At 74.6% G+C, this 20,987-nt stretch carries 15 protein-coding genes and 1 other RNA gene; all 16 read right to left on the bottom strand.

The annotated features are described in order from the left end of the window. Nucleotides 1-7: 7 nt before the first annotated feature. Nucleotides 8-1,180: a cysteine desulfurase family protein gene (locus THESUDRAFT_RS10250; protein WP_006904718.1), complete on the bottom strand. Its 1,173-nt coding sequence runs from the start codon at nucleotides 1,178-1,180 to the stop codon at nucleotides 8-10. 64 nt (nucleotides 1,181-1,244) lie between these two features. Further along, nucleotides 1,245-1,670, bottom strand: a complete 426-nt coding sequence (locus THESUDRAFT_RS10245) for an RrF2 family transcriptional regulator (protein ID WP_006904717.1) — start codon at nucleotides 1,668-1,670, stop codon at nucleotides 1,245-1,247. Nucleotides 1,671-1,986: 316 nt separating this feature from the next. After that, complete coding sequence (locus THESUDRAFT_RS10240; protein WP_006904716.1) at nucleotides 1,987-3,873, bottom strand: pyrimidine-nucleoside phosphorylase; 1,887 nt, start codon at nucleotides 3,871-3,873, stop codon at nucleotides 1,987-1,989. Between the two features lie 96 nt (nucleotides 3,874-3,969). Continuing rightward, nucleotides 3,970-4,692 carry a deoxyribose-phosphate aldolase gene (gene deoC, locus THESUDRAFT_RS10235; protein ID WP_006904715.1) on the bottom strand — a complete coding sequence of 241 codons (723 nt, stop codon included), beginning with the start codon at nucleotides 4,690-4,692 and terminating at the stop codon, nucleotides 3,970-3,972. A gap of 151 nt (nucleotides 4,693-4,843) precedes the next feature. Then, nucleotides 4,844-5,494, bottom strand: coding sequence for a thymidine kinase (locus THESUDRAFT_RS10230; RefSeq protein WP_006904714.1), 651 nt, complete (start codon nucleotides 5,492-5,494; stop codon nucleotides 4,844-4,846). A 67-nt stretch (nucleotides 5,495-5,561) separates the two neighbouring features. Then, on the bottom strand, nucleotides 5,562-7,103 hold the full coding sequence (locus THESUDRAFT_RS10225; RefSeq protein ID WP_006904713.1) for a replication-associated recombination protein A: 1,542 nt from the start codon (nucleotides 7,101-7,103) through the stop codon (nucleotides 5,562-5,564). 47 nt (nucleotides 7,104-7,150) lie between these two features. Continuing rightward, complete coding sequence (locus THESUDRAFT_RS10220) at nucleotides 7,151-8,191, bottom strand: threonine aldolase family protein (RefSeq protein ID WP_006904712.1); 1,041 nt, start codon at nucleotides 8,189-8,191, stop codon at nucleotides 7,151-7,153. A gap of 434 nt (nucleotides 8,192-8,625) precedes the next feature. After that, the gene (gene trxA / locus THESUDRAFT_RS10215) at nucleotides 8,626-8,955 is read right to left on the bottom strand and encodes a thioredoxin (RefSeq protein WP_006904711.1); all 330 of its coding nucleotides are present in this window, start codon (nucleotides 8,953-8,955) and stop codon (nucleotides 8,626-8,628) included. Nucleotides 8,956-9,263: 308 nt separating this feature from the next. After that, nucleotides 9,264-9,450: non-coding RNA, 6S RNA (ssrS, locus tag THESUDRAFT_RS13060), on the bottom strand. A 94-nt stretch (nucleotides 9,451-9,544) separates the two neighbouring features. Further along, entirely contained in the window at nucleotides 9,545-11,392 is a 1,848-nt protein-coding gene (gene aspS, locus THESUDRAFT_RS10210) for an aspartate--tRNA ligase (protein WP_006904710.1), read from the bottom strand. Beyond that, nucleotides 11,389-12,702, bottom strand: coding sequence for a histidine--tRNA ligase (gene hisS, locus THESUDRAFT_RS10205; RefSeq protein ID WP_006904709.1), 1,314 nt, complete (start codon nucleotides 12,700-12,702; stop codon nucleotides 11,389-11,391). Before hisS ends, aspS begins: the two co-directional genes overlap by 4 nt. Before the next feature lie 66 nt (nucleotides 12,703-12,768). Further along, nucleotides 12,769-13,224: a D-aminoacyl-tRNA deacylase gene (gene dtd / locus THESUDRAFT_RS10200; RefSeq protein ID WP_006904708.1), complete on the bottom strand. Its 456-nt coding sequence runs from the start codon at nucleotides 13,222-13,224 to the stop codon at nucleotides 12,769-12,771. Nucleotides 13,225-13,286: 62 nt separating this feature from the next. Beyond that, nucleotides 13,287-15,485: a RelA/SpoT family protein gene (locus THESUDRAFT_RS10195; protein WP_006904707.1), complete on the bottom strand. Its 2,199-nt coding sequence runs from the start codon at nucleotides 15,483-15,485 to the stop codon at nucleotides 13,287-13,289. A gap of 61 nt (nucleotides 15,486-15,546) precedes the next feature. Then, entirely contained in the window at nucleotides 15,547-17,913 is a 2,367-nt protein-coding gene (recJ, locus tag THESUDRAFT_RS10190; protein ID WP_006904706.1) for a single-stranded-DNA-specific exonuclease RecJ, read from the bottom strand. A 194-nt stretch (nucleotides 17,914-18,107) separates the two neighbouring features. Then, the gene (locus THESUDRAFT_RS10185) at nucleotides 18,108-20,795 is read right to left on the bottom strand and encodes a VWA domain-containing protein (RefSeq protein WP_006904705.1); all 2,688 of its coding nucleotides are present in this window, start codon (nucleotides 20,793-20,795) and stop codon (nucleotides 18,108-18,110) included. Further along, the coding region (locus THESUDRAFT_RS13750) for a hypothetical protein (protein WP_006904704.1) at nucleotides 20,792-20,987 on the bottom strand (196 nt) is incomplete at its 5' end. The genes THESUDRAFT_RS10185 and THESUDRAFT_RS13750, both read right to left, overlap by 4 nt.

Raw genomic sequence — 20,987 nt, 5'->3', positions numbered from 1 at the left:
GAAACCTCTAGCGGCCGGCCACCAGCCCCAGGCCCTGGGCGCGGCGCGCCCGCTCCACCACCCGGGGCAGGACCTCCAGGACCCGGTCCACGTCCTCCTCGCTGGTCCCGTCGCCCAGGGAAAGGCGAATGGCACTGAAGGCTTCCCGCTCCGGCAGGCCCATGGCCTGGAGCACGTGGGAGGGCTCGGGCGTGCCCGCGCTGCAGGCGGCGCCGCTGGAGGCGGCGATGCCCTCCAGATCCAGCTGGATCAGCACCGTGTCGGCCGTCACCCCGGGCAGCCCGATGCTGCTGATATGGGGCGCCCGCGGTGCCCCTGCGCCGTGGATGCGCGCGCCGGGGATGCGGGCCACGATGCCCTCCTCCAGGCGCCGCTGCAGCGCCGCCAGCCGCGCCGCCTTGCCCTCCCGCTCCCGGGCGGCCAGCTCCGCCGCCAGGCCGAAGCCCGCGATGGCCGCGGTGTTCTCGGTGCCTGCCCGCAGGCGGCGCTCCTGCCCGCCGCCGTCCAGCAAGGGCAGCAGCTGGGTGCCGGCCCGGACATACAGGGCGCCGGCGCCCTTGGGCCCGCCGATCTTGTGGGCCGAGAGGCTCAGCAGGTCGACCCCCAAAACCTCCACGTCCAGCGGCAGCACCCCCGCCGCCTGGACGGCGTCGGTGTGGACCAGCACCCCGCGCGCCCGCGCGGCCCGGGCGATCTCGGCCACGGGCTGGATCGTCCCCACCTCGTTGTTGACCAGCATGACGGAGACCAGGATGGTGTCGGGTCGCAGGGCGGCCAGCACCTGCTCAGGGTCGACCCGGCCCTGGCCATCCACCGGAACATACGTGACGGCAAAGCCCTGCCGCTCCAGGGCCGCACAGGCGTGCAGCACCGCATGGTGCTCGATGGCGGTGGTGACGATGTGCCGCCCGCGCCCGGCGTGGGCCAGGGCCACGCCCTTCAAGGCCAGGTTGTCGGCCTCGGTGCCGCCCGAGGTGAAGATGATCTCCCGCGGCCGGCAGTGGAGCAGACTGGCCACCTGGGCCCGCGCCTCGTCCAGCACGGCCCGGGCCGCCCGCCCGGCGTAATGGAGGCTCGACGGGTTGCCCCAGGCCTCCGCCAGGACCTCGAACATGCGCTGCTGGACTTCCGGCCGCACGGGCGTGGTGGCGGCATGGTCCATGTAGACGCGGCGGGTCACCGTCACCACCTCCTTCCCCCCACCATGGGTTCCACTGTTTTCCCCCAGCAATGGGCTGTAACCACTAAATGTAAAACATGTAGCCCCGGCGCTGGCGCTCTTCCGCCTGGCGGCACAGATCCGCCAGGGTGGTGCCCTCCAGGACCCCGGTGATGGCGCGCCGGACCTCTTCCCAGACCGGGTCCGCCACCGAGGGGGTTCCCGTGGCCTCCTGGTCCGTCTCCGGGCCGATGGGGCCGTCCAGCAGGCGGACGATATCGGCTACGGTGATCTGGGCGGGATCCCGCGCCAGCACGTAGCCGCCCTGGGCGCCACGCACGCTCTGCACCAGCCCGCCCTTGCGCAGCGGCGCCATCAGCTGCTCCAGATAGTTCTCCGGCAGTTGCTGGGCGTCGGCCACTTCCCGCAGGGGCACCGGCCCCTGTCCGTAGCGGCGGGCCAGCTCGTACATCGCCCGCACGCCGTAGCGACCCCGCGTGGAAAGTTGCATGACCTGACCCTCGCAGTCGTGCACAGTGCGCGCCCGGCCGGAAGCACCGGCCGGGCGTGCCAATTCCCACTGATTCACTGGGTTTTCTCACGGCCATGCTAGCATGCCGCGGCGGGCCCTGTCAAAGGCCCGCCGCCGGGATGCCGCAGGACTGCGGCCGGTGCGGCCCTTTCCCTCAGCGCCCGCGCAGGATGTAGTGGACCGTCAGGGTGCCGCCATCGGACTGCGGCCCGGTCAGGTAACCGCCGGCCACCACGCGGGAGGCATCGCCCGCCGCGCGTGCTGGCCCCTCCGCCCCGGCCGGCCCTGCCACGGTTCAGCGCTGGAGGCGGAAGCCGTGGGGCAACAGGGTCTCGATGGGCTGGGGCGCCGGCTGGCCGTCGACCCACACCGCCAGGCCCGGCGCGTATTCGAACAGCAGCTGCCGGCAGGCTCCGCAGGGGAAGGCGGGCTCGGGGCCGTCGGCGGTGATGACGATGCGCCGGAACTGGCGCACCCCCTCGGACAGCGCCTTGAACAGGGCCACCCGCTCCGCGCACATGGTCAGCCCGAAGCTGGCGTTTTCGATGTTGGCGCCGGTGAAGATCCGGCCGTCCGCCGCCTCCAGTGCCGCCCCCACCCGGTAGCGGGAGAAGGGGGCGATGGCCGAATGCCGGGCGGCCCGGGCCAGCTGCACCAGGGGCTCCCAGCCGGAAGGTGGGGAGGCGGCACCCGTTGCGCCGGCCCCGGCCCCTGCCCCGACCGGAGCGGACGACCCGGCCGGCCGGGCGACCTCCGGCACCCGGATCTCCGCCGGCGAGGCACCCGTCACCCCGGCCGCCGCGCCGGCCCCGGAAACCCCGCCGGACCCCGCGGCCGCGGTCGATTCCGGCGCCGCCGGGGTCCCCGGCGCCAGCTCGGCACCGACCACGGCATGGATCAGGGGCGGCACGGGAGCCGGTTCGTCCGCAAGGGTGAAGGCCCGCTCCAGCCAGCGGCGGGCCGCCTCCAGCCGCGCGGGATCGTTGAAGTGCAGCTCCACCAGCGGCTCGCCCGCCTCCACCCGATCTCCCAGCCGCTTGAGCATGACCAGGCCGGCGGCCAGGTCGATGACGTCGTCCTTGCGGGCGCGGCCGGCCCCCAGGACCATGGCGGCCGTCCCGACCGCCTGGGCGTCCATGGCGGTCAGGTACCCGCTGCGCGGGGCGTTGAACACCTGGCGGTAACGGGCCTGGGGCAGCCGCTCGGGGTCGTCGACCGCCCGGGGGTCGCCCCCCTGGGCCTCCACCAGCCGGCGCAGCATGGCCAGGCCGTCGCCCGCCTCCAGGTGCCGGGCCAGGAGCCGGCGCCCCGCCTCGGGATCCGGTACCTTGCCGGCCAGCCAGGCCATGGTGCCGCCCACGGCCAGGCAGAGTTCCACCAGCTCCGCCGGCCCCTGGCCCCGCAGGGTGGCGATGGCCTCCCGCACCTCCAGGGCGTTGCCCACGGCGCGCCCCAGGGGCTGGTTCATGTCCGTCACCAGGGCGACCACGCGGCGGCCCAGGTGGCGGCCGATGTCGACCATCAACCGGGCCAGCTCCAGGGCGCCGTCCAGGGATTTCATCAAGGCGCCGGAGCCTGTCTTGACGTCGAGGACGATGGCGTCAGCGCCGCCGGCGATCTTCTTGGACATGATGCTGGCGGCGATCAGCGGGATGCTGTCGACCGTTGCCGTCACGTCCCGAAGGGCGTAGAGCCGCTTGTCCGCTGGCACCAGGTCGGCCGTCTGGCCCGCCACGGCGATGCCCAGCTCGCGAACCTGGCGGGCGAACTCGTCCCGGCTCAGTTCCACCCGGAAGCCCGGGAAGGATTCCAGCTTGTCCAGCGTGCCGCCCGTGTGGCCCAGGCCGCGCCCCGACAGCTTGGCCACCGGGATGCCCGCCGCCGCCACCAGCGGCGCCAGCACCAGGGTGGTGGTGTCACCTACGCCGCCCGTGCTGTGCTTGTCGACCTTGACGCCGGGGATGTCGCTGAGGTCGACGGTCTCGCCGGACAAGGCCATGGCCCGGGTCAGGTCCGCCGTCTCCCGGGCATCCATGCCGCGGAAGAACACGGCCATGGCCCACGCCGCCACCTGCTCGTCGGGGATGGTGCGGCGGGCGATGCCGTCCACCCACCACTCGATCTCCTCCCGGGTCAGGGTGCCGCCGTCGCGCTTCTTCAGGATCAGGTCGTAGGCTCGCAACCGCCCCGCCTCCCTCGCCGCTCTCGGGCGCGCCCGCACCTGGGGCCGGGCCGGGCACCGCCCTGCCGGCACCGCCCGCCCCGGCGGGTGGCAGCTTCAGGCAGGTTCGTCGGGCGCTCCGGCCAGGATGGCCAGGCTGGCGCTGGCACCGATGCGGTTCGCACCGGCCGCCACCATCCGGCAGGCCGCCTCATAGTCCCGAATGCCGCCCGACGCCTTGACGCCCTTGCCGGGCCCCACCGCCGCCCGCATCCGGCGCACCGCCTCCTCAGTGGCCCCGCCCGGCCCGAAGCCGGTGGACGTCTTGACGAAGTCGGCCCCCGCCTCCAGGGCCAGCCGGCAGGCCAGGTCGATCTCCTCGGGACGCAGCAGGCCCGTTTCCAGGATCACCTTGACCAGCGCTCCCGCCGGCCGGGCCACCGCCACCACGCCGTGCAGGTGGGCCACCACCTCCCGGTGGCGCCCGGCCTTGAGGAGGCCGACGGGCTGGACCACGTCCAGTTCCCGCGCCCCGGCGGCCAGGGCCGCCTCGGCCTGGCGGGCCTTGTCGGCGGCCGACCCGGCACCCAGGGGAAAGTCGATCACGGTGCACACCACCGGCCCCGCCCCAGCCAGGAGCTCCGCGGCCAGGGGGACGTACACCGGGTTGATGCACACCGAGGCGAAACCGTGTTCCACCGCCTCCCGGCAGAGCTGCTCCACCTGCTCGGGCGTGGCCTCGGGCTTGAGCAGGGTGTGGTCGATCAGGCCCGCCAGCTGCCGCCGGCCGAGGGCCGGCGGCGTCGCGCCCGCCGGTATACCCGAACCCCGGTCCTCCATTGGCGCCCTCCTCTCAACCCTTCTCCCCGCGCCCGCCGCGCGGCGCCGTCCCCCCTGCCGCCACCACGCGAACAAGCCCGCGGGATCGGGGGTCCACCGCGGGCGGCAAGGGCCGTCGCTCCCGCCCTGGCCCGCGCCGGTGGGCTCCGGTCTACGGAGACCGGAGCCCGCCGGCGTCATCCGCCGGCCCCCGGTCCCGGGCCGGGGCGGCCTGCCGGCCGGCGGCCGCTTGGGGCTCGCCCAGCTGGTGGTGGCGCCGGCACCGGGGCTCGTACGACTCGTGGCCGCCGATCAGGATCACCGGGTCGTCAGGGGCCGCGGGCCGGCCGCCGATGAGCCGCTGGGTGAAGGTGGCGGGCTCCCCGCAGACCACGCAGATGGCCTTCAGCTTGAGCACCTCGTCCGCCAGGGCCATCAGCTCGGGCATGGGGCCGAACGGGCGGCGGGCGAAGTCCATGTCGAGCCCCGAGACGATGACCCGCAGGCCGGCGGCGACCATGTCCAGCACGGCCTGGACGATGGGCGGTGCGAAGAACTGGGCCTCGTCGATGCCCACCACCTCCGCCGCCGACCGGGCCGCCAGCACGGGGATCTCCTCGGGGCGGCCGGCGGGCACCACCACGGCCTCGAGGTCGCGCCCGTCGTGGGAGGCGACGGCGTCCCGCCGGTAGCGGTGGTCCAGGTCGGGCTTGCACAGGAGGACCCGCCGCCGGGCGATGCGCGCCCGCTGGACCCGGCGCAGCAGTTCCTCCGTCTTGCCCGAGAACATGCCGCCGGTGATCACCTCAAGATAGCCTGCCATCGCGATCGCCGATGCGCTCCTTCCCCGGCCGGGGCCGCTGCTCGCCGGGCGGGCCCCGGCCGCCGGGCTACTCTTCGCGGGGCGTGACGGGCGTTCCTCCGCCCTCAGGTTCCCCGTCCGTGGAGGGTGCCTGCGCCCCTGGTGGTTGCCCGGCCCGCGACCTCCCCTGGCGGGACGGAAGATCGTCCCCATCGGGCCGGCCCGGCTCCCTAGCCGGCTGTCCTCGCCGCGGTCCAGGCGGTCCGGCCGGTCCCCGCCGGGCTTCGATGACGGGCGCCAGGCGGCCCTCGTACCCCTGGTCGCTGGGGACATAGAAGCGGGCGCCCAGGAGCTCGTCCGGCAGGTATTGCTGCCGGACGAAATGGCCCGGGAAGTCGTGGGGGTAGCGGTAGCCCTGGCCGTGCCCCAGGGCCCGGGCGCCCCGGTAGTGGGCATCCCGCAGGTGCCGGGGGACCCCGGCGATGGCCTGTTCTTCCACGGCTCTCCAGGCCGCGTCGATGGCCCGGATCACCGAATTGCTCTTGGGTGCCGTGGCCAGGTAGAGCACGGCTTCCGCCAGGGGGATACGGGCCTCGGGCATGCCCACCTGCTCCGCCGCCGCGGCCGCCGCGGCGGCCACCTGCAGGGCCCGCGGGTCGGCCAGCCCCACGTCCTCCGCCGCATGGACCAGCAGGCGCCGGGCGATGGTGCGGGGATCCTCGCCCGCGTAGAGCATCCGGGCCAGCCAGTAGACGGCGGCATCGGGGTCGGAGCCGCGGATGCTCTTGATCAGGGCCGACATGTGGTCGTAGTGCTCGTCGCCCGCGGGGTCGTAGGCCAGGGCCCGCCGCTGGATGGACTCCTCGGCCGCCGCCAGGGTGATGCGCCGCACCCCGTCCGCCCCCGGCGGCGTGGTGAGCACGGCCAGCTCCAGGGCGTTCAGGGCCGTGCGGGCGTCCCCGCCGGCCACCCTCACCAGGTGCTCCAGGGCGGCCGGGTCCACCTCTGCGCGGTACCTTCCCAGGCCCCGCTCGGGATCGGCCAGGGCACGCAGCAGGAGCTGCCGCATGTCGTCATCGGAAAGGGGCTCCAAGCGGAAGATCCGGGCCCGCGAAACCAGGGGCGGGACGCAGGCGAAGTAGGGGTTCTCCGTGGTGGCGCCGATCAGGGCCACCAGGCCGCTCTCCAGGTGGGGCAGCAGGGCGTCCTGCTGGGCCCGGTTCCAGCGGTGGACCTCGTCGACGAAGAGCACCGTCGAGCGGCCCTCCAGGGCCCACCGCTCCCGGGCCTCCTCCACCACCCGCCGCAGGTCGCCCACCCCCGCGGTGACGGCGTTGAGGGGCTCGAAGTGGGCCCGGGTGGTGCGGGCGATGATCCGGGCCAGGGTCGTCTTGCCCGAGCCCGGCGGGCCCCAGAGGATGATCGACCCCAGGCGGTCCGCTTCGATGGCCCGCCGCAGCAGCCGCCCCGGGCCCACCAGGTGCTGCTGGCCCACGAACTCCTCCAGGGTCCGGGGCCGCATGCGCTCGGCCAGGGGCGCTTGCTGCCGGGCCCGTTCCTCCGCCGCCCTGGCGAAGAGGTCTTGTTCCGGCTTGTCCTTGCCGGCTCCAGGCGTGCCCTTCGGCACCACCCTCGCCCCGCTCCTTCCGGGCGGCCTTCCCGGCCGGGCCGCCCGCGTCAGCCTTGGGTCAGGATCCGGTGGAAGATGGCCAGCGCCCGGTCCGCGTCGGCCGGTCCCACGTCCTTGTGGGTGACCCAGCGCAGCCGGTGGGCGTCCACGGCGTTGACCTTGACCCCGGCGGCCGCCAGCTCCCCGGCCAGCTGGTAGGCCGTCCGGCCCGTGCCGCTGACGTCGGCCATCACCATGTTGGTCTGGACCGTCTCCATGTCCACCCGGACCCCTGGCAGACTGGCCAGGCCCTCGGCCAGGCGGCGCGCCAGGGCGTGGTCTTCCGCCAGGCGGTCGATCATCTCGTCCAGGGCCACCAGGCCCGCCGCCGCCAGGATGCCCGCCTGCCGCATGCCGCCACCCAGGGCTTTGCGGTAGCGGCGCGCCTCGGCGATGAACTCCCGGTCACCCACCAGCACGGAGCCCACGGGGCAGCCCAGCCCCTTCGACAGGCTGAACATCACCGAATCGGCCGGGGCCGCCAGGCGGTCGGCCGGCACCCCCAGGGCCACCGCCGCGTTGAAGATGCGGGCCCCGTCCAGGTGGACCTTGAGGCCGTGGCGGTGGGCCACCTCGGCCACCGCGGCCGTCTCTTCCGCCGTCATCACCGTGCCGCCCCAGCGGTTGTGGGTGTTCTCCAGGCAAAGGAGCCGCGGCGGCGGGAAGTGGATGTTGGCGGGCCGGATGGCGGCCTCGACCACCGCCGGATCCAGCACCCCGCGTCGGGACGGAAGGGGCCGCACCTGGCAGCCCGCCAGCAAGGCCACGCCGCCCACCTCGTAGTAATAGATGTGGGATTCTTCCTCCAGCAGCACCTCGTCGCCGCGGCGCGTGTGGGCCAGCACCGCCGCCTGGTTCGCCATGGTACCGCTGGGGAAGAACAGGCCGGCCGCCTTGCCCAGCCGCTCGGCCGCCACCTCTTCCAGGCGCCGGACCGTGGGATCCTCGCCGTAGACGTCGTCGCCCACCTCCGCCTGGGCCATGGCCCGGCGCATGGCGGGCGTGGGCTGGGTGACGGTGTCGCTGCGGAAGTCGATGATGTCCGCCACGGCTGCTTCTCCTCTCCCGACCGCCTCCCGGGCGGTCAGCAATCCTGTCCTCAGGTGGGGTGGAACCCGCACCGGGGGCAGAGCCATCCCCAGGGCCGGCGCGAAAGCTGCGCTCCGCAGGCGGGACAAGGCAATGCGCCCGCCGGCGACGGTGAGGCCGCCGGCTCCGAGGGCGCGGCGCCGCCGCCGGCACCGGCCGGGGACGGGCCGGACCGGTGCAACGGAAAGCCGCTGGGGCCGGACCGGCTCCCCGGCGGCCCGTCTCCCGCGGCGGGCGGTGGCCCCGCCCCTCTCCCCCGATGGTGCCCGCCCATAGCCCAGCCTCCCGCTCCGGCCCCACGCCCCCGGGTTCCCAGGATGATCCCCGCCGGCCCGCAATACACGGGCGGGGCTGCGGCCCTGGCGGCCGCAGCCCCGCGGGTGGCCGGTTCTCCTCAACCGATGGCCTTGAGGATCTCCTGCTCCAGCTCTTCCTTGGGACGGAAGCCCACGATGCGGGCCACGGGCTGGCCGCCCTTGAAGACCAGGAGGGTGGGAATGGACATGACGCCGTAGCGGCCGGCGATGACGCCGTGGTCGTCCACGTTCAGCTTGGCGACCTTCAGCCGGCCGGCATACTCCTGCGCGATCTCCTCCACGATGGGAGCGATCATGCGGCACGGGCCGCACCAGGGCGCCCAGAAGTCCACCAGCACCGGCTGGTCGGACTGCAGCACTTCCGCGTCGAACTGTTCGGCGGTGAGATCCAGAATGCCCGCTGCCATGCCTGCGCCTCCTTCTTCCTGACCCTGGGGCCGCCGGCGAGCCATGGCGGCACCGGCGCCCGGACCGCGAGGCCCCGGCACCGGCACCGGCGGCCGCCCCCGCAGCGGGAGGTCCCGGCGCCGGGTCCCGAGGCCGGCGCCGGTCCTGCCGGCGGGTCTGGGTACAGCACCATCTTAAACCACAACGGCCGGGCCGGGACAACGGTCCGCGACCGGCGCCGCCGGGCGCCCGCCAGGGCACCGCGGCGGCACGCCGCACAGAATACAAAACCGGCCGGGTCCCTGCCCGGCCGGATGCCTGTCAAAAGGCCCACCCCGCGTGTGCCGTGGCGCCAGAGTCTTTGAACCCGCTCCCCCACAGGTGGGTGCCCTCCCACGACCGTCTTGCCCGTCCCCTGACCGTGGGGGCATGGACGCAGGCCGCGGAGAGCCGGGCTCCCTTTGTCTTGGTGTTGGATCAAGACTTCTTGCGCACCACGCGCACCGCAGGGTGGCTCGTGCCGCTCCGCTCGCGCGCCTTCATCGTAGCACGGGCCCCCGGCCCCTTCAACGGTGAAAGGCTGGAGATGGCCGGCGCCGCGGGCCGGGCTTACCGCTGCTGGATGCGCAGGTGCAGCTCCTCCAGCTGGCCGGGGTCGACCTCCGCCGGGGCGCCGGTCAGCGGGTCGACCGCGCGGGCCGTCTTGGGGAAGGCGATGACGTCGCGGATGCTGGACGCCCCCGCCGCCAGCATCACGATGCGGTCGAAGCCGAAGGCGATGCCGCCGTGGGGCGGCGGGCCGTAGTCAAAGGCTTCCAGGAGGAAGCCGAAGCGCTCCCGGGCCTTCTCCGGGGGCAGGCCGATGGCCCGGAACACCCGCTCCTGCACGTCCCGCCGGTGGATCCGGATGCTGCCGCCGCCGATCTCGTAGCCGTTGAGCACCAGGTCGTACGCCCTGGCACGCACGCCGGCCGGATCCGACTCCAGGCGGTCCAGATCCTCGTCCCGGGGCGAGGTGAAGGGGTGATGGCGCGCCACGTAGCGCTGCTCCTCCTCGTCCCACTCCAGCAGGGGGAAGTCCACCACCCAGGTGAAGGCCCATTCCTTGACCCGCGGCCACGCCAGCCGCTCCGCCAGCTGCAGGCGCAGCTTGCCCAGCACCACCGAGGCCCGCTCGGGCTCGTCCGCCGCCAGCAGGACCAGGTCGCCCGCCCGGAGCTCCAGCCGGCCGGCCAGGGCGGCTCGTTCCTCCGGCGTGAAGAACTTCACCACCGGACCCCGCCAGGCCTCGGGATCGGGTTCCGGCACCGCGATCCAGGCCACGCCCGGGCTGCCGGCGGCGCGGGCCGTCTCGTTGAGGGCGTCCAGCTCCTTGCGGGAAAGGGCCGCACCGCCCGGAGCGCGCAGGGCCCTCACCGCCCCGCCGGACGCCAGGGCCGCCTGGAACCCGCGGAAGCCAGTCTGGACGAACACGTCGCTGACGTCCACCACGACGGGCTCGTAGCGCAGGTCCGGCTTGTCGCTGCCATACCGGGCCATGGCCTCGGCATAGGTCAGCCGCGGCAAGGGCAGGGGGACCTCGACGCCCAGCAGCTCCTGCCACAGCTCGGCCATCATGCCCTCCGCCATGGCCAGCACGTCGTCCACGTCGACGAAGCTCATCTCCACGTCGATCTGGGTGAACTCGGGCTGCCGGTCGGCGCGCAGGTCCTCGTCCCGGAAGCAGCGCACGATCTGGAAGTAGCGCTCGATGCCGCCCACCATCAAGAGCTGCTTGAACAGCTGGGGCGACTGGGGCAGCGCATAGAAGCGCCCGGGATGCAGGCGGCTGGGCACCAGGTAGTCGCGGGCTCCCTCGGGCGTGCTCCGGGTGAGCATGGGGGTCTCCACCTCGAGGAAGCCGTTGCGGTCGAAGTACCGGCGCACCACCTGATAGGCCCGGTGGCGCAGCCACAGGTTGCGGAACATGGCCGGCCGCCGCAGGTCCAGGTAGCGGTAGCGCAGCCGCAGGCCCTCGTCCACCTCGGCGGCGGCATCGAGCTCAAAGGGCGGCGTCTTGCTGGTCGCCAGGATCCAGAGCTGGGCGGGCACCAGTTCCACCTCGCCCGTTGCCAGCCGCGGGTTGACCGCCTCGGGCGCCCGGCGGCGCACGGTGCCCCGGGCGGCGACGACGAACTCGGCCCGCAGCCCTTCCGCCGCCTGCACCACCTCCGGCGGCGCTTCCGCCCGGTTGATCACCAGCTGCAGGCGCCCCGTGCGGTCGCGCACCTCCACGAAGCGCAGCCCGCCCAGGTCCCGCACCCGGTGGACCCAGCCGGCCACCGTCAGGGTCCGGCCCACGTGCTCCGGCCGCACCTCGCCGCATCCCAGGTCCCGGCCCATGCGCTCCCCCTGCCAGGAACTGAGGGCCGGTGCCAGGGTCGCCCCTTCCCGGCCGGATTCGTCCATCGCCCTCATGCCCGGTCCACCTCCGCCGATCCCCTCGTCTCCGCCGCCGCGTCCGCCCCGGCAGGCCGCAGGACCGCGGCCAGCTCCCCCAGGGGCACCCGTCGCTGCTGGCCCGACGCCAGCTCCCGCACCGCCGCCTCGCCGCGGGCCCACTCGTCATCCCCCAGGATGACGGCATAGCGCACCGGGAGCCGCCCAGCCGCCCGCAGCTGGGCCTTGAGGCTGCGGCCCACATGGTCCATGTCCACGGCCAGGCCCTGGTGGCGCAGCGCCTGCACCAGGGCCAGGACCCGCGTCCGCGGTACCTGGCCCGCCACCGCCACGTAGGCGTCCAGGGGCCGGCGGGCCCCCGGCGGGCGACCTGCCGCCTCCAGGGTGAGCAGGAGGCGCTCCAGGCCCATGCCGAAGCCCACGCCGGGCGTGGGCGGCCCGCCCAAAAGCTCGATCAGGCCATCGTAGCGGCCGCCGCCGCACACGGTGTCCTGGGCGCCCAGGCCGCCGTACTTGATCTCGAAGACGGTCCGGGTGTAGTAGTCCAGCCCACGCACCAGGCCGGGGTCCAGCCGGTAGGCGATCCCCAGGGCGTCCAGCGCCGACTGCAGCTCGTCAAAGTGGGCCCGGCAGTCTTGGCACAGGTAGTCCACGGTGCGGGGCGCCCCGGCCTTGTGGGGCTGGTCCGCCGGCACCTTGCAGTCCAGCAGGCGCAGCGGGTTGGTCTCCAGCCGCGCCCGGCAGTCGGCGCACAGCTCCGCCGCCCGGGGCCGGTAATACTCCAGCAGGGCCTGCCGGTAACGGGGCCGGCAGGCAGGGCAGCCGATGCTGTTGAGGTGCACCTCCAGGCCCTCCAGCCCCAGCTCCGCGAAGAGGGTCATGGCCAGTGCGATGATCTCCGCATCGGCCGTCGCCTCCCCCGCCCCGAAGATCTCGGCGCCGAACTGGACGTGCTGGCGGTAGCGCCCCGCCTGGGGCCGCTCGTGGCGGAACATGGGCTGGATGTAGAAGAGCTTGACCGGCTGGGGGCCGTTGTGCAGCCCGTTTTCCAGGTAGGCCCGCACCGCCGCCGCCGTGCCCTCCGGCCGCAAGACCAGCTGGCGGTCGCTGCCCGGCGGGGTCAGCACGTACATCTCCTTCTGGACGATGTCCGTCGTCTCGCCCACCGTGCGCTGGAACAGCTCCCGCGCCTCGATGACGGGCGTGCGCAGCTCGCCGAAGCCGAAGCGGGCGGCCACGTGGCGGATGCGGGCCTCCAGGGCCTGCCACCGCGGCGCCTCTTCCGGGGTCACGTCATAGGTGCCTCGGGGTCGCTGGATGCGCTCCAAACCTCTCCCTCCTCGGGCCCGCCGGCCCTGCCGGCCGGCGGGCCGGCCATCGCCCTGCTGCCGGCCCTACGCCCGGCTGTCGAGCCATAAGGTCACCGGCCCGTCGTTGACCAGCTCCACCTGCATGTCGGCACCGAACCAGCCCGTCTGGACGAACAGGCCCCGCGCCGCCAGGGCCTCGGCCACCGCCCGGTAGAGGGGCTCGGCCTCCCCGGGGGGCGCGGCGGCGCTGAAGGAAGGCCGCCGCCCCCGCCGGCAATCCCCCAGCAGGGTGAACTGGGACACCACAAGGACGTGGCCCTCCGTCTCCTGGAGGGACCGTTCGAAGTGCTTCCCGGCCGCCGCGCCCTCGCCGGGAAAGATGCGCAGGTTCGCGATCTTCTCGGTCATCCACTCCACGTCGGCCGGCCCGTCGCCCCGTTCCACCCCCAGCAAAACAACGACCCCTCGACCGATGGTGCGAGGGGCTTGTCCGGCGGTGTGCACCGAGGCCCGGGCCACCCGCTGGATCACGGCCCGCATACCCGACCTCCGTTCCCGCTGCGGGTCCCCCGCGGTCCGGCAATCGCCCCGGCCCGCGGCCCTTACCGGTTGACCACCCGCTCCACCCGGATCACGTCCCGCACCCGCTCCAGCTGCCGGCGCAGGTGGTCGAACTGCTCCAGGTTCTGGACCTCCACCACCAGGTCGATGGTGGCCGTGCCGTCCCGGTGGGTGCGGGTGCGCACCGCCAGGATGTTGCGCCGCGTATCGGCCACCACCGCCGCGATGTCGGACAGCAGCCCCACCCGGTCGTAGCAGTCGATCTCCACCGCCACCGGGAAGGCCTGCCCCGCCACCTGGTCCCAGCTGACGTCGATCAGCCGCTGGCCGGCCTCGGGGCTCGCCTTGAGCATATTGCAATCGGCCCGGTGGATCGAGACCCCTCGCCCCCGGGTCACGTAGCCCACGATGGGATCCCCGGGAACCGGGCTGCAGCAGCGGGAGAAGCGCACCAGGACATGGTCCAGGCCGCCTACCCGCACCCCGGCGCCTTGCGCCGGCGCGGACCGGGCGCGGCGCACCTCCTCGGGCACGGCCGGGACGGCCTCGCCCCCTTCCCGCGCGGCCCCCTGGCGGCGGTACAGGTCCCGCAGGCGGCCCGCCACCTGGCCCGCCGCCACCCCGCCGTAGCCGATGCATACCAGCAGCTCCTCGCCGTCCGGCAGGTTGTAGCGGGCGGCCACCTCATCCAGCCAGTCCTTGCGCCAGACCTCCTTCACCGGCAGGCCGTGGGCCCTGAGCTCGTGCTCCAGCATGAGGCGCCCGCGCTCCAGGTTCTCGTCCCGCCGCTGCTTCTTGAGCCACTGGCGGATCCGGCTGCGGGCCGTGGAGGTGCGCACGAACTGGAGCCAGTCGGCGCTGGGACCGCTGGATTGCTTGCTGGTCAGGATCTCGACGATGTCCCCGTTCTTCAGCCGGTAGTCCAGCGGCACGATGCGGCCGTTGACCTTGGCGCCCACGCAGCGGTGGCCGATCTCCGTGTGGATCCGGAAGGCGAAGTCCACCGGGGTGGAACCCGCCGGCAGGTCGATCACGTCCCCCTTGGGCGTGAAGACGAAGACCTCGTCGGAAAAGACGTCGATCTTCAGGGACTCCATGAACTCCCGGGCGTCGCCCAGGTCGTTCTGCCACTCCAGCACCTGGCGCAGCCAGGCCAGCTTGGCGTCGAAGTCCTTGTCGGTGCGCCCCCGCTCCTTGTACCGCCAGTGGGCGGCGATGCCGTACTCGGCGGTGCGGTGCATGTCCCAGGTGCGGATCTGGATCTCGAAGGGCTCGCCCTGGGGCCCGATCACCGTGGTGTGCAGGGACTGGTACATGTTGGACTTGGGGGTGGCGATGTAGTCCTTGAAGCGGCCGGGCAGCGGCCGCCAGATGGTGTGGACCACGCCCAGCGCCCCGTAGCAGTCCTTCACCGTATCCACGATGACCCGCACGGCGATCAGGTCGTAGATCTGGGACAGGTCCTTGCCCTGCTCGTACATCTTGCGGTAGATGCTGTAGAAGTGCTTGGCCCGCCCCTGGATGTCCGCCCGGATGCCGGCCTCGGCCAGCTTGGCGCGCAGGGTGCGGATGATCACCTGGGCCAGCTCTTCCCGCTCCGCCCGCTTGCGGGGGATGCGCTCGGAGAGCTCCCGGTAGCGCTCGGGCTCCAGGTAGCGCAGGGCCAGGTCTTCCAGCTCCCACTGGATCTGGGACATGCCGAGGCGGTGGGCCAGGGGCGCGAAGATCTCCAGGGTCTCCCGCGACTTGGCGATCTGCTTCTCCCGCGGCACCACGGCCAGGGTGCGCATGTTGTGCAGGCGGTCGGCCAGCTTGATCAGCACGACCCGGATGTCCCGGGCCATGGCCAGGAACATCTTGCGCAGGTTCTCCGCCTGCTCTTCCAGGCGGGTGCGCCATTCGATCTGGTTGAGCTTCGTCACCCCGTCCACCAAAAGGGCCACCTCGGAGCCGAACTCCCGCTCCACCTGTTCCAGGGTGACCTCGGTGTCTTCCACGGTGTCATGGAGCAGGGCCGCCACCAGGGTGGCGGCATCCAGCTCCAGGTCGGCCAGGATGAGGGCCACCGCCAGGGGGTGCTCGATGAAGTCCTGGCCCGAGGCCCGCTTCTGCCCCTGATGGGCCGCCTTCCCGAACTCGAAGGCGCGGCGCAGCCAGTCCAGGTCCTCCGGGCCGAGATACCGCCCGGCCCGGCGGATCAGCTCATCGGGTGTGACGGAAGGCTGCAGCTCCACGGCCACGGGCCAGCACCCCCTTTCCTCCGGCCGGGTCGCCCGTCCGGCCCTTCCGGCGCCCGCAGGCTCAGCGGCCGCCCGGCGCCTCTTGTCCCCCGGGAGCGTCCCGGCTCCCTGCGCCCGGCCCGTTGATCCTTCCCTGCTGCCCGTTGGCGTTTCTTATCAGTTCATTGTATCCCAGAGGGAGCGGTACAGCCAGAGGCTGGGCCAGCACCTCTTCGGCTTCGCCCCAGCGGCCTGCCGCCAGCGCAGCGGCCACCCGGTCCAGCACCTGGCGGCGCAGGGTGCCGGTGCGGTAGCGGGGGCTGCGGTTGAGGTCGAAGGCCTTCTGTCCCCGCGGGGCCAGCACCCACGCCCCGCCGGCAACCGCCGCTGCCTCCGGCCCGGCACCCGGCGGCAGCGCCGGCGGGGGGCCGCCTGCAGGCCCGCCGGGTGGCCGTCCCGGCCCGCCGCCGCCCGCCGGTGCCAGGACCCCGGCTTCCCGCAGGATCTCCAGGGCCGCCTGCAGGGTATGGCGCGGCCACCGGGGCAGCCGGGCGGCCAGGGCGTCCAGAAGAGCCCGAGGCCCCGCGGGCAGGAGCCAGCCCCCTGAGGTGGGCACCGCCAACCCTTCCCTGCCCCGGGCGACCTCCTCCAGGGCGGTATAGACCTGCACCAGGGCCGCGCGGTCAGGGTAGAGCTCGGCCGTCCACCGCCGCCGCCGCTCCAGCTCGGCGGCCAGCCACGTCGCCCGGGCCGGCTCGGCCGGGCGCAGGTCCTGGACCCGGAGATCGACCCGCAGGTTGCCGCGGTAAGCGTCGACCCGCGGCCGCACGGCCACCTCCACCTGGGGCACCTGGGCCAGCTGGCGTGCCAGCTCGCCCAGGCCGAAGGCCACCGCCGACCAGCCCCCCGGCCATTCCAGCCGCAGGTGCTCGCCGCCCCCCACCGCCCGGGCCACGGCGGGCGGCAGATCCGCCAGGGCGATCACAGGCTCGGGGTTGCCTTCCCCGAAGGGGGCCAGCCGCTCCAGCTGGCGGACGGCCTCCACGGTCAGTTCCTCCGGGCGGGCCACGGCGTCCACCTCCACCACCGGCACCCGCTGGGCCGGGGTCAGGGACCGGCGCGCCTCTGCCGCCAGCCGCTCCCCCAGCTCGCGCCACCGGGCGGCCGGCAAGGTGAAACCCGCCGCCTGGGCATGGCCGCCGAAGCGGGCAAAGAGCCCGGCGCAAGACGCCAGCGCCCGGAACAGGTGGAACCCGGCGATGCTGCGCCCCGAACCGGTGATCCATTCGGCCTGCTGGCGGCCCACCAGGGCCGGGCGGTGGAACAGGTCGACCAGGCGGGACGCCACGATCCCCAGCACCCCCTGGTGCCAGCCCGGGTGGGCCAGGGCGATCACCTCGTCGCCGTACAGCCCCTCGCCCCGCTCCAGGCGCTGGAGGGCCTGCCCGAGGGCCAGGTCTTCCTGCTGCCGGCGCAACCGGTTGAGCTGGTCGACGGCCAGGGCCAGGGCCCGGGCCCGTTCCCGCTGGTCGGTGGCCAGCAGCTCCCACGCCTGGTAGGCGGAGCCCATGCGGCCGGCCGCGTTGAGGCGCGGCGCCAGGATGAAGGCCACCCCGTGGGCGTCGAGGCGCGTGTCCCCCAGGCCCGCCACCTCCGCCAGTGCCGCCAGCCCCGGCAGGGGCGCTGCGGCCAGCTCCGCCAGGCCCCGCTGCACCAGGGTGCGGTTCTCGTCCTGGAGGGGGACCACGTCGGCCACGGTGGCCAGGGCGGCCAGCTGCCACCAGACGGGGGAAGCCGGTTCGTCCCCCAGCAGGGCCTGCAGCAGCTTGAAGACCACGCCGGTGCCGCAGAGGCCGCGCCAGGGGTAGCGGCTGTCCGGACGGTGGGGGTTGATCACGGCCAGGGCCGGCGGCAACTCCCCCTGCGGCTGGTGGTGATCGGTGACGATGACGTCCAGCCCCCGGCGCGCCGCCTCGCCCAGCGGCCCGTGGGCCGCGATGCCGTTGTCCACGGTGATGAGCAGGGTCGCGCCCATGGCCTGGGCGGCCTCCAGCGCGCCCGGCGGGACGCCGTAGCCCTCCCCGTGCCGGTCGGGGATGTAGACCTGGACCCGGGCACCGGGTTCGAAATCCTGCAGGCCGCGGTAGAGCAGTGCCGCCGCCGCCACCCCGTCCACGTCGTAGTCGCCCACGATCAGGATCCCCTCGTCCCGGGCCAGGGCGGTCCGGATCCGCGCCACCGCCGCCTCCATGCCGGTCAGCAGGAAGGGATCGTGCAGCAGGGGGTGGCCGTCCAGCAGGCGGCGGGCCGCCGCCACGTCCGTCCAGCCGCGGGCGGCCAGCACGCGGGCCGTCAGGGGTGTCACCCCCAGGGCCCGGGCCAGCCGCTGGGCGGCGGCCGGATCGGCCGGGCGCACCTGCCAGCGGCGGCCCACCAGGGGAACCCTCACCGGTCCCGTCCCCCTCGGCGGCGGCCCCGGCCGCAGCAAGGGCGCGGGTCTTGATGTCCTGCCGGGCTTGGGGTGCCAGAAAATGGCACGGGCATCGCCTCCACAGGGAGGCGGTCTTCGACAGGCAGGGGGGTGTTCCTGCGCCGGGCCCCTGGCGGGTGTGCCGGATCGCCCCGGGCCGAGTTCGACAGAGATCAGGGCCGGGCGCGTTCCTTCCGCTGGGCCCTTTCCCGGTGGACGATGGAGATCAACGTCTCCCGCTCCAGCTCGTCGACCACATAGAGGCGCCCGCCGGCCGCCCGCACCAGTTCCCGCAGGTACCGCTCGTTGGGCTGAAGGCCGATGCAGGTGAAACCCACCCGGCCGAAGCGCCCTGTGCCAAGCTGCCGGGCCACCTGCACCGCGTCCTCCAGCGGGTTCGCCGTCCGGTAGGGGACGGTGGGGATGCCGTCGGTGACGAGCACCAGCAGGGGGTTGCGTGCCCGGCTCTGGGCGAGGTAGAGCAGCGCCACCTCCAGGCCCTGGGCCAGGGGGGTCAGGCCGTAGGGCTGGATCTGGCTGAGGCCGCGTTCGACCCGGCTGGTGTTGCGGGTGAGGGGGACCTGGACCTGCACCACCCGCTCCTGGAAGGTGATGACCGCCACCCGGTCGCGGGTGGAGACCAGAAGCTGCTGGGCCAGGTCCTTGGCGGCCCGGATACGGTTTCCCGCCATGCTGGCGCTGGCGTCTAGCACCAGGCAGACGTCCACGGGGTGCCGGCGCAGGCGGCGGTACAGCCGCAGGTCCTGGGGCTGGACGCGCAGGGGCAGGCCCCCCCGGGCCAGGGCCGCCATCACCGACTCGGCCACGGCCAAGCCGTCGCCCCCGGCACCCGGTTCCCAGGGGCGCACCACCCGCCGGTTGGCCTGCCGGCCCCGCTCGTCGTCGTACACCGTGACCGGGCTGTGGCCAGGTCGCGGGTCGGGCCGGGCCGGCCTCACCCGCAACAGGCGCCGGAGGGTGGTGCGCACGGTGCCCGGCTCCTCCAGCAGGTAGGCCATGAGTTCCCACCCCTGGGGGTTCAGGCGGTAGCGCTCCCCGTCCCGTTCCACCAGCCCCGCCTCGCGCAGGTCGTTGAGCCAGCGGCGCAGGTCCTCGTAGCTGGCACCGGGAAGCTGCAGGTCCCGCATGGTGGCGCCCGGCCCCAGCCGTTCCAGCAGGGCGGCGCCCAGGTCGACCCCCGTCTCCCGCAGCCAGTTCAGGGATCGCGCCAAAAGGCGCTGGCGGCGGGCCAGCCCGCCGGGGCTCGCAGAGGCTCCGGGCTTTGGGCCCCCCGCGCCGGAGACCGCTGCCCCACCGGACGAACCGGCCGCCGCCCCGGCGCCGGGCTCCGCCGAGCCGGGTCCGGAGGCGGCCCCTTCCCCGTGCGCCGGGCCTGCTCCGGTGCCGGTGCCCTCCTGCGGCCGCGGCCCGTCCCCTGCCTGGGGGTGGGCGGCGCCCCGCCGGGGACTCCCCTCCGGGGAGGCGGAAGCGCCGCCCTCTCCCGGTATCCGGTGCCGTCCGGGCACCCCCCGGACCAGCGGGGCTTGGGACCCCCACGGGCCCGGGTACCCCTCCGGCCCGGTCCCCGGGCCCGGCTCCCCGACCGCCGGCAGGAACCCCTCGGGGAGGCCGCCGGTGGAGGCCGGATGGCCGGGCCGGCCCCGCGCCGGGCCGGCGGCGGAACCTGTACCGGCGCGGCCTTCCTCCGCCGGGCCGCGCCGCCAGGCGCGCCAGAGGACCCGCCAGGACCCTGGGCCCTCCCGGCCTCTCCCGCTGCGGCCGTCCCGGAGCCGCCCGCTGCTCCCCCAGCCCCCGTCCGGGCCACCGACGGGGACTTCCCGCCAGGAACCGGCGCCCCGCAGGCCGGGCGCCCGGTGCCGGGAGGCGCCTCCGTCCCCCGGCTCCGAGGGATCACCGGTGCCCGCACGGCCCGGCCAGGGCGCGGGACCGCGCAGGATGACTTCCTCCCCCGGCGGAGCCCACCCGCCGGGCCCGCCACCGCCCGGGCTCCCCCCGGTCGCGCCGCCGCGCCCACCGGGCCCACCGGCCTCCCCTTCCCCGCCGCCCGCGGCGGCACCACCCCATCCCGGCGCCCCGGGGGCCCCCTGGGCGCCCAGGGGCGGGGAGCCGCCGCGCGGCTCACCCCAGGCCCCGCCCCACGGCCCGCTGCCCGCCCCCGGCCGGGGCCGTCGCTCCTCCCGGAGGAACGAGTCGGATGCCGTCTCGTAGTCGCTGAGGTCCAGGGGCGCCCCGCCGCGGCCGCACACCAGCTCCACCGCGTCGACCCGGCGCAGCTCCAGGCCGGTCTGCAGCACCGCTTCCTCCACGGCAGCCACGGCGTACACGGCAAACCCCCAGAGGGCGCGGGGCAGGCCGATGGCCAGGTGGACGTGGTTGCGGTGGGCCAGGCGCAGGGACAGCCGGCGACCGTAGATCAGCGACCCCGACGCCCGCCCGCCGCCGGTACCGGTCTGCAGGTCGATGTAGTCGGGGATCTGTTCCACGGGCAGGCCGGCGACGCGGTAGGAACCGGCGTCCCGGGCGAAGACGCGGGCGGCCCGGCCGAGCTGCCGGGCGACCAGGCGGTGGTCCACCTCCCCCTCGGCGTGGAAGATGTCGATGTGCAGGATCTGGCCGGGGTGGGAGCGGCCGTAGAAGACCCGGCCGGCATCGGCGTCCTCCAGCACCTGGACGACCCCCGGGCGGCCCGCCACCAGCAGGTGCACGCAGGTGCTGGCCACGGCCGCCTCGCCGATGCTGGCCGCGCCCCGGGGAAGGGCCTGCATCAGGCGGGCCGTCAGGTCGGATTGCCGGCCCAGGCGCTCCGTCAGCCGCTCCAGGCCGGCCACCAGGGGCGTCACGGGTGGCTCCAGGACCGGATGGCCCGGTCCCGCGTCAGCTCCAGCAGCGGCCGGGCCCGGTGGGGCGGGGTGGTGCCCTCCCGGGCGCCGGGCCGGACGGGCCCGGCGCCCGGGCCGCTGCCGGAGCCCCCGCTGCCGGCGGGGTGGGCCGCCAGCAGGCCGGCGGAGGCGCCCGCGCCGGAGCCGGGGGGC

The sequence above is a fragment of the Thermaerobacter subterraneus DSM 13965 genome (assembly GCF_000183545.2).
GTDB classification, from domain to species: domain Bacteria; phylum Bacillota; class Sulfobacillia; order Thermaerobacterales; family Thermaerobacteraceae; genus Thermaerobacter; species Thermaerobacter subterraneus.
This window is presented reverse-complemented; position numbering and strand designations above follow the sequence as displayed.

Coding starts and splice junctions, on each gene's coding strand:
- THESUDRAFT_RS10245 (WP_006904717.1), bottom strand. CDS start 1,670: ATGCAACTTTCCACGCGGGGTCGCTACGGCGTGCGGGCGATGTACGAG.
- deoC (WP_006904715.1), bottom strand. CDS start 4,692: ATGGAGGACCGGGGTTCGGGTATACCGGCGGGCGCGACGCCGCCGGCC.
- THESUDRAFT_RS10230 (WP_006904714.1), bottom strand. CDS start 5,494: ATGGCAGGCTATCTTGAGGTGATCACCGGCGGCATGTTCTCGGGCAAG.
- trxA (WP_006904711.1), bottom strand. CDS start 8,955: ATGGCAGCGGGCATTCTGGATCTCACCGCCGAACAGTTCGACGCGGAA.
- aspS (WP_006904710.1), bottom strand. CDS start 11,392: ATGAGGGCGATGGACGAATCCGGCCGGGAAGGGGCGACCCTGGCACCG.
- dtd (WP_006904708.1), bottom strand. CDS start 13,224: ATGCGGGCCGTGATCCAGCGGGTGGCCCGGGCCTCGGTGCACACCGCC.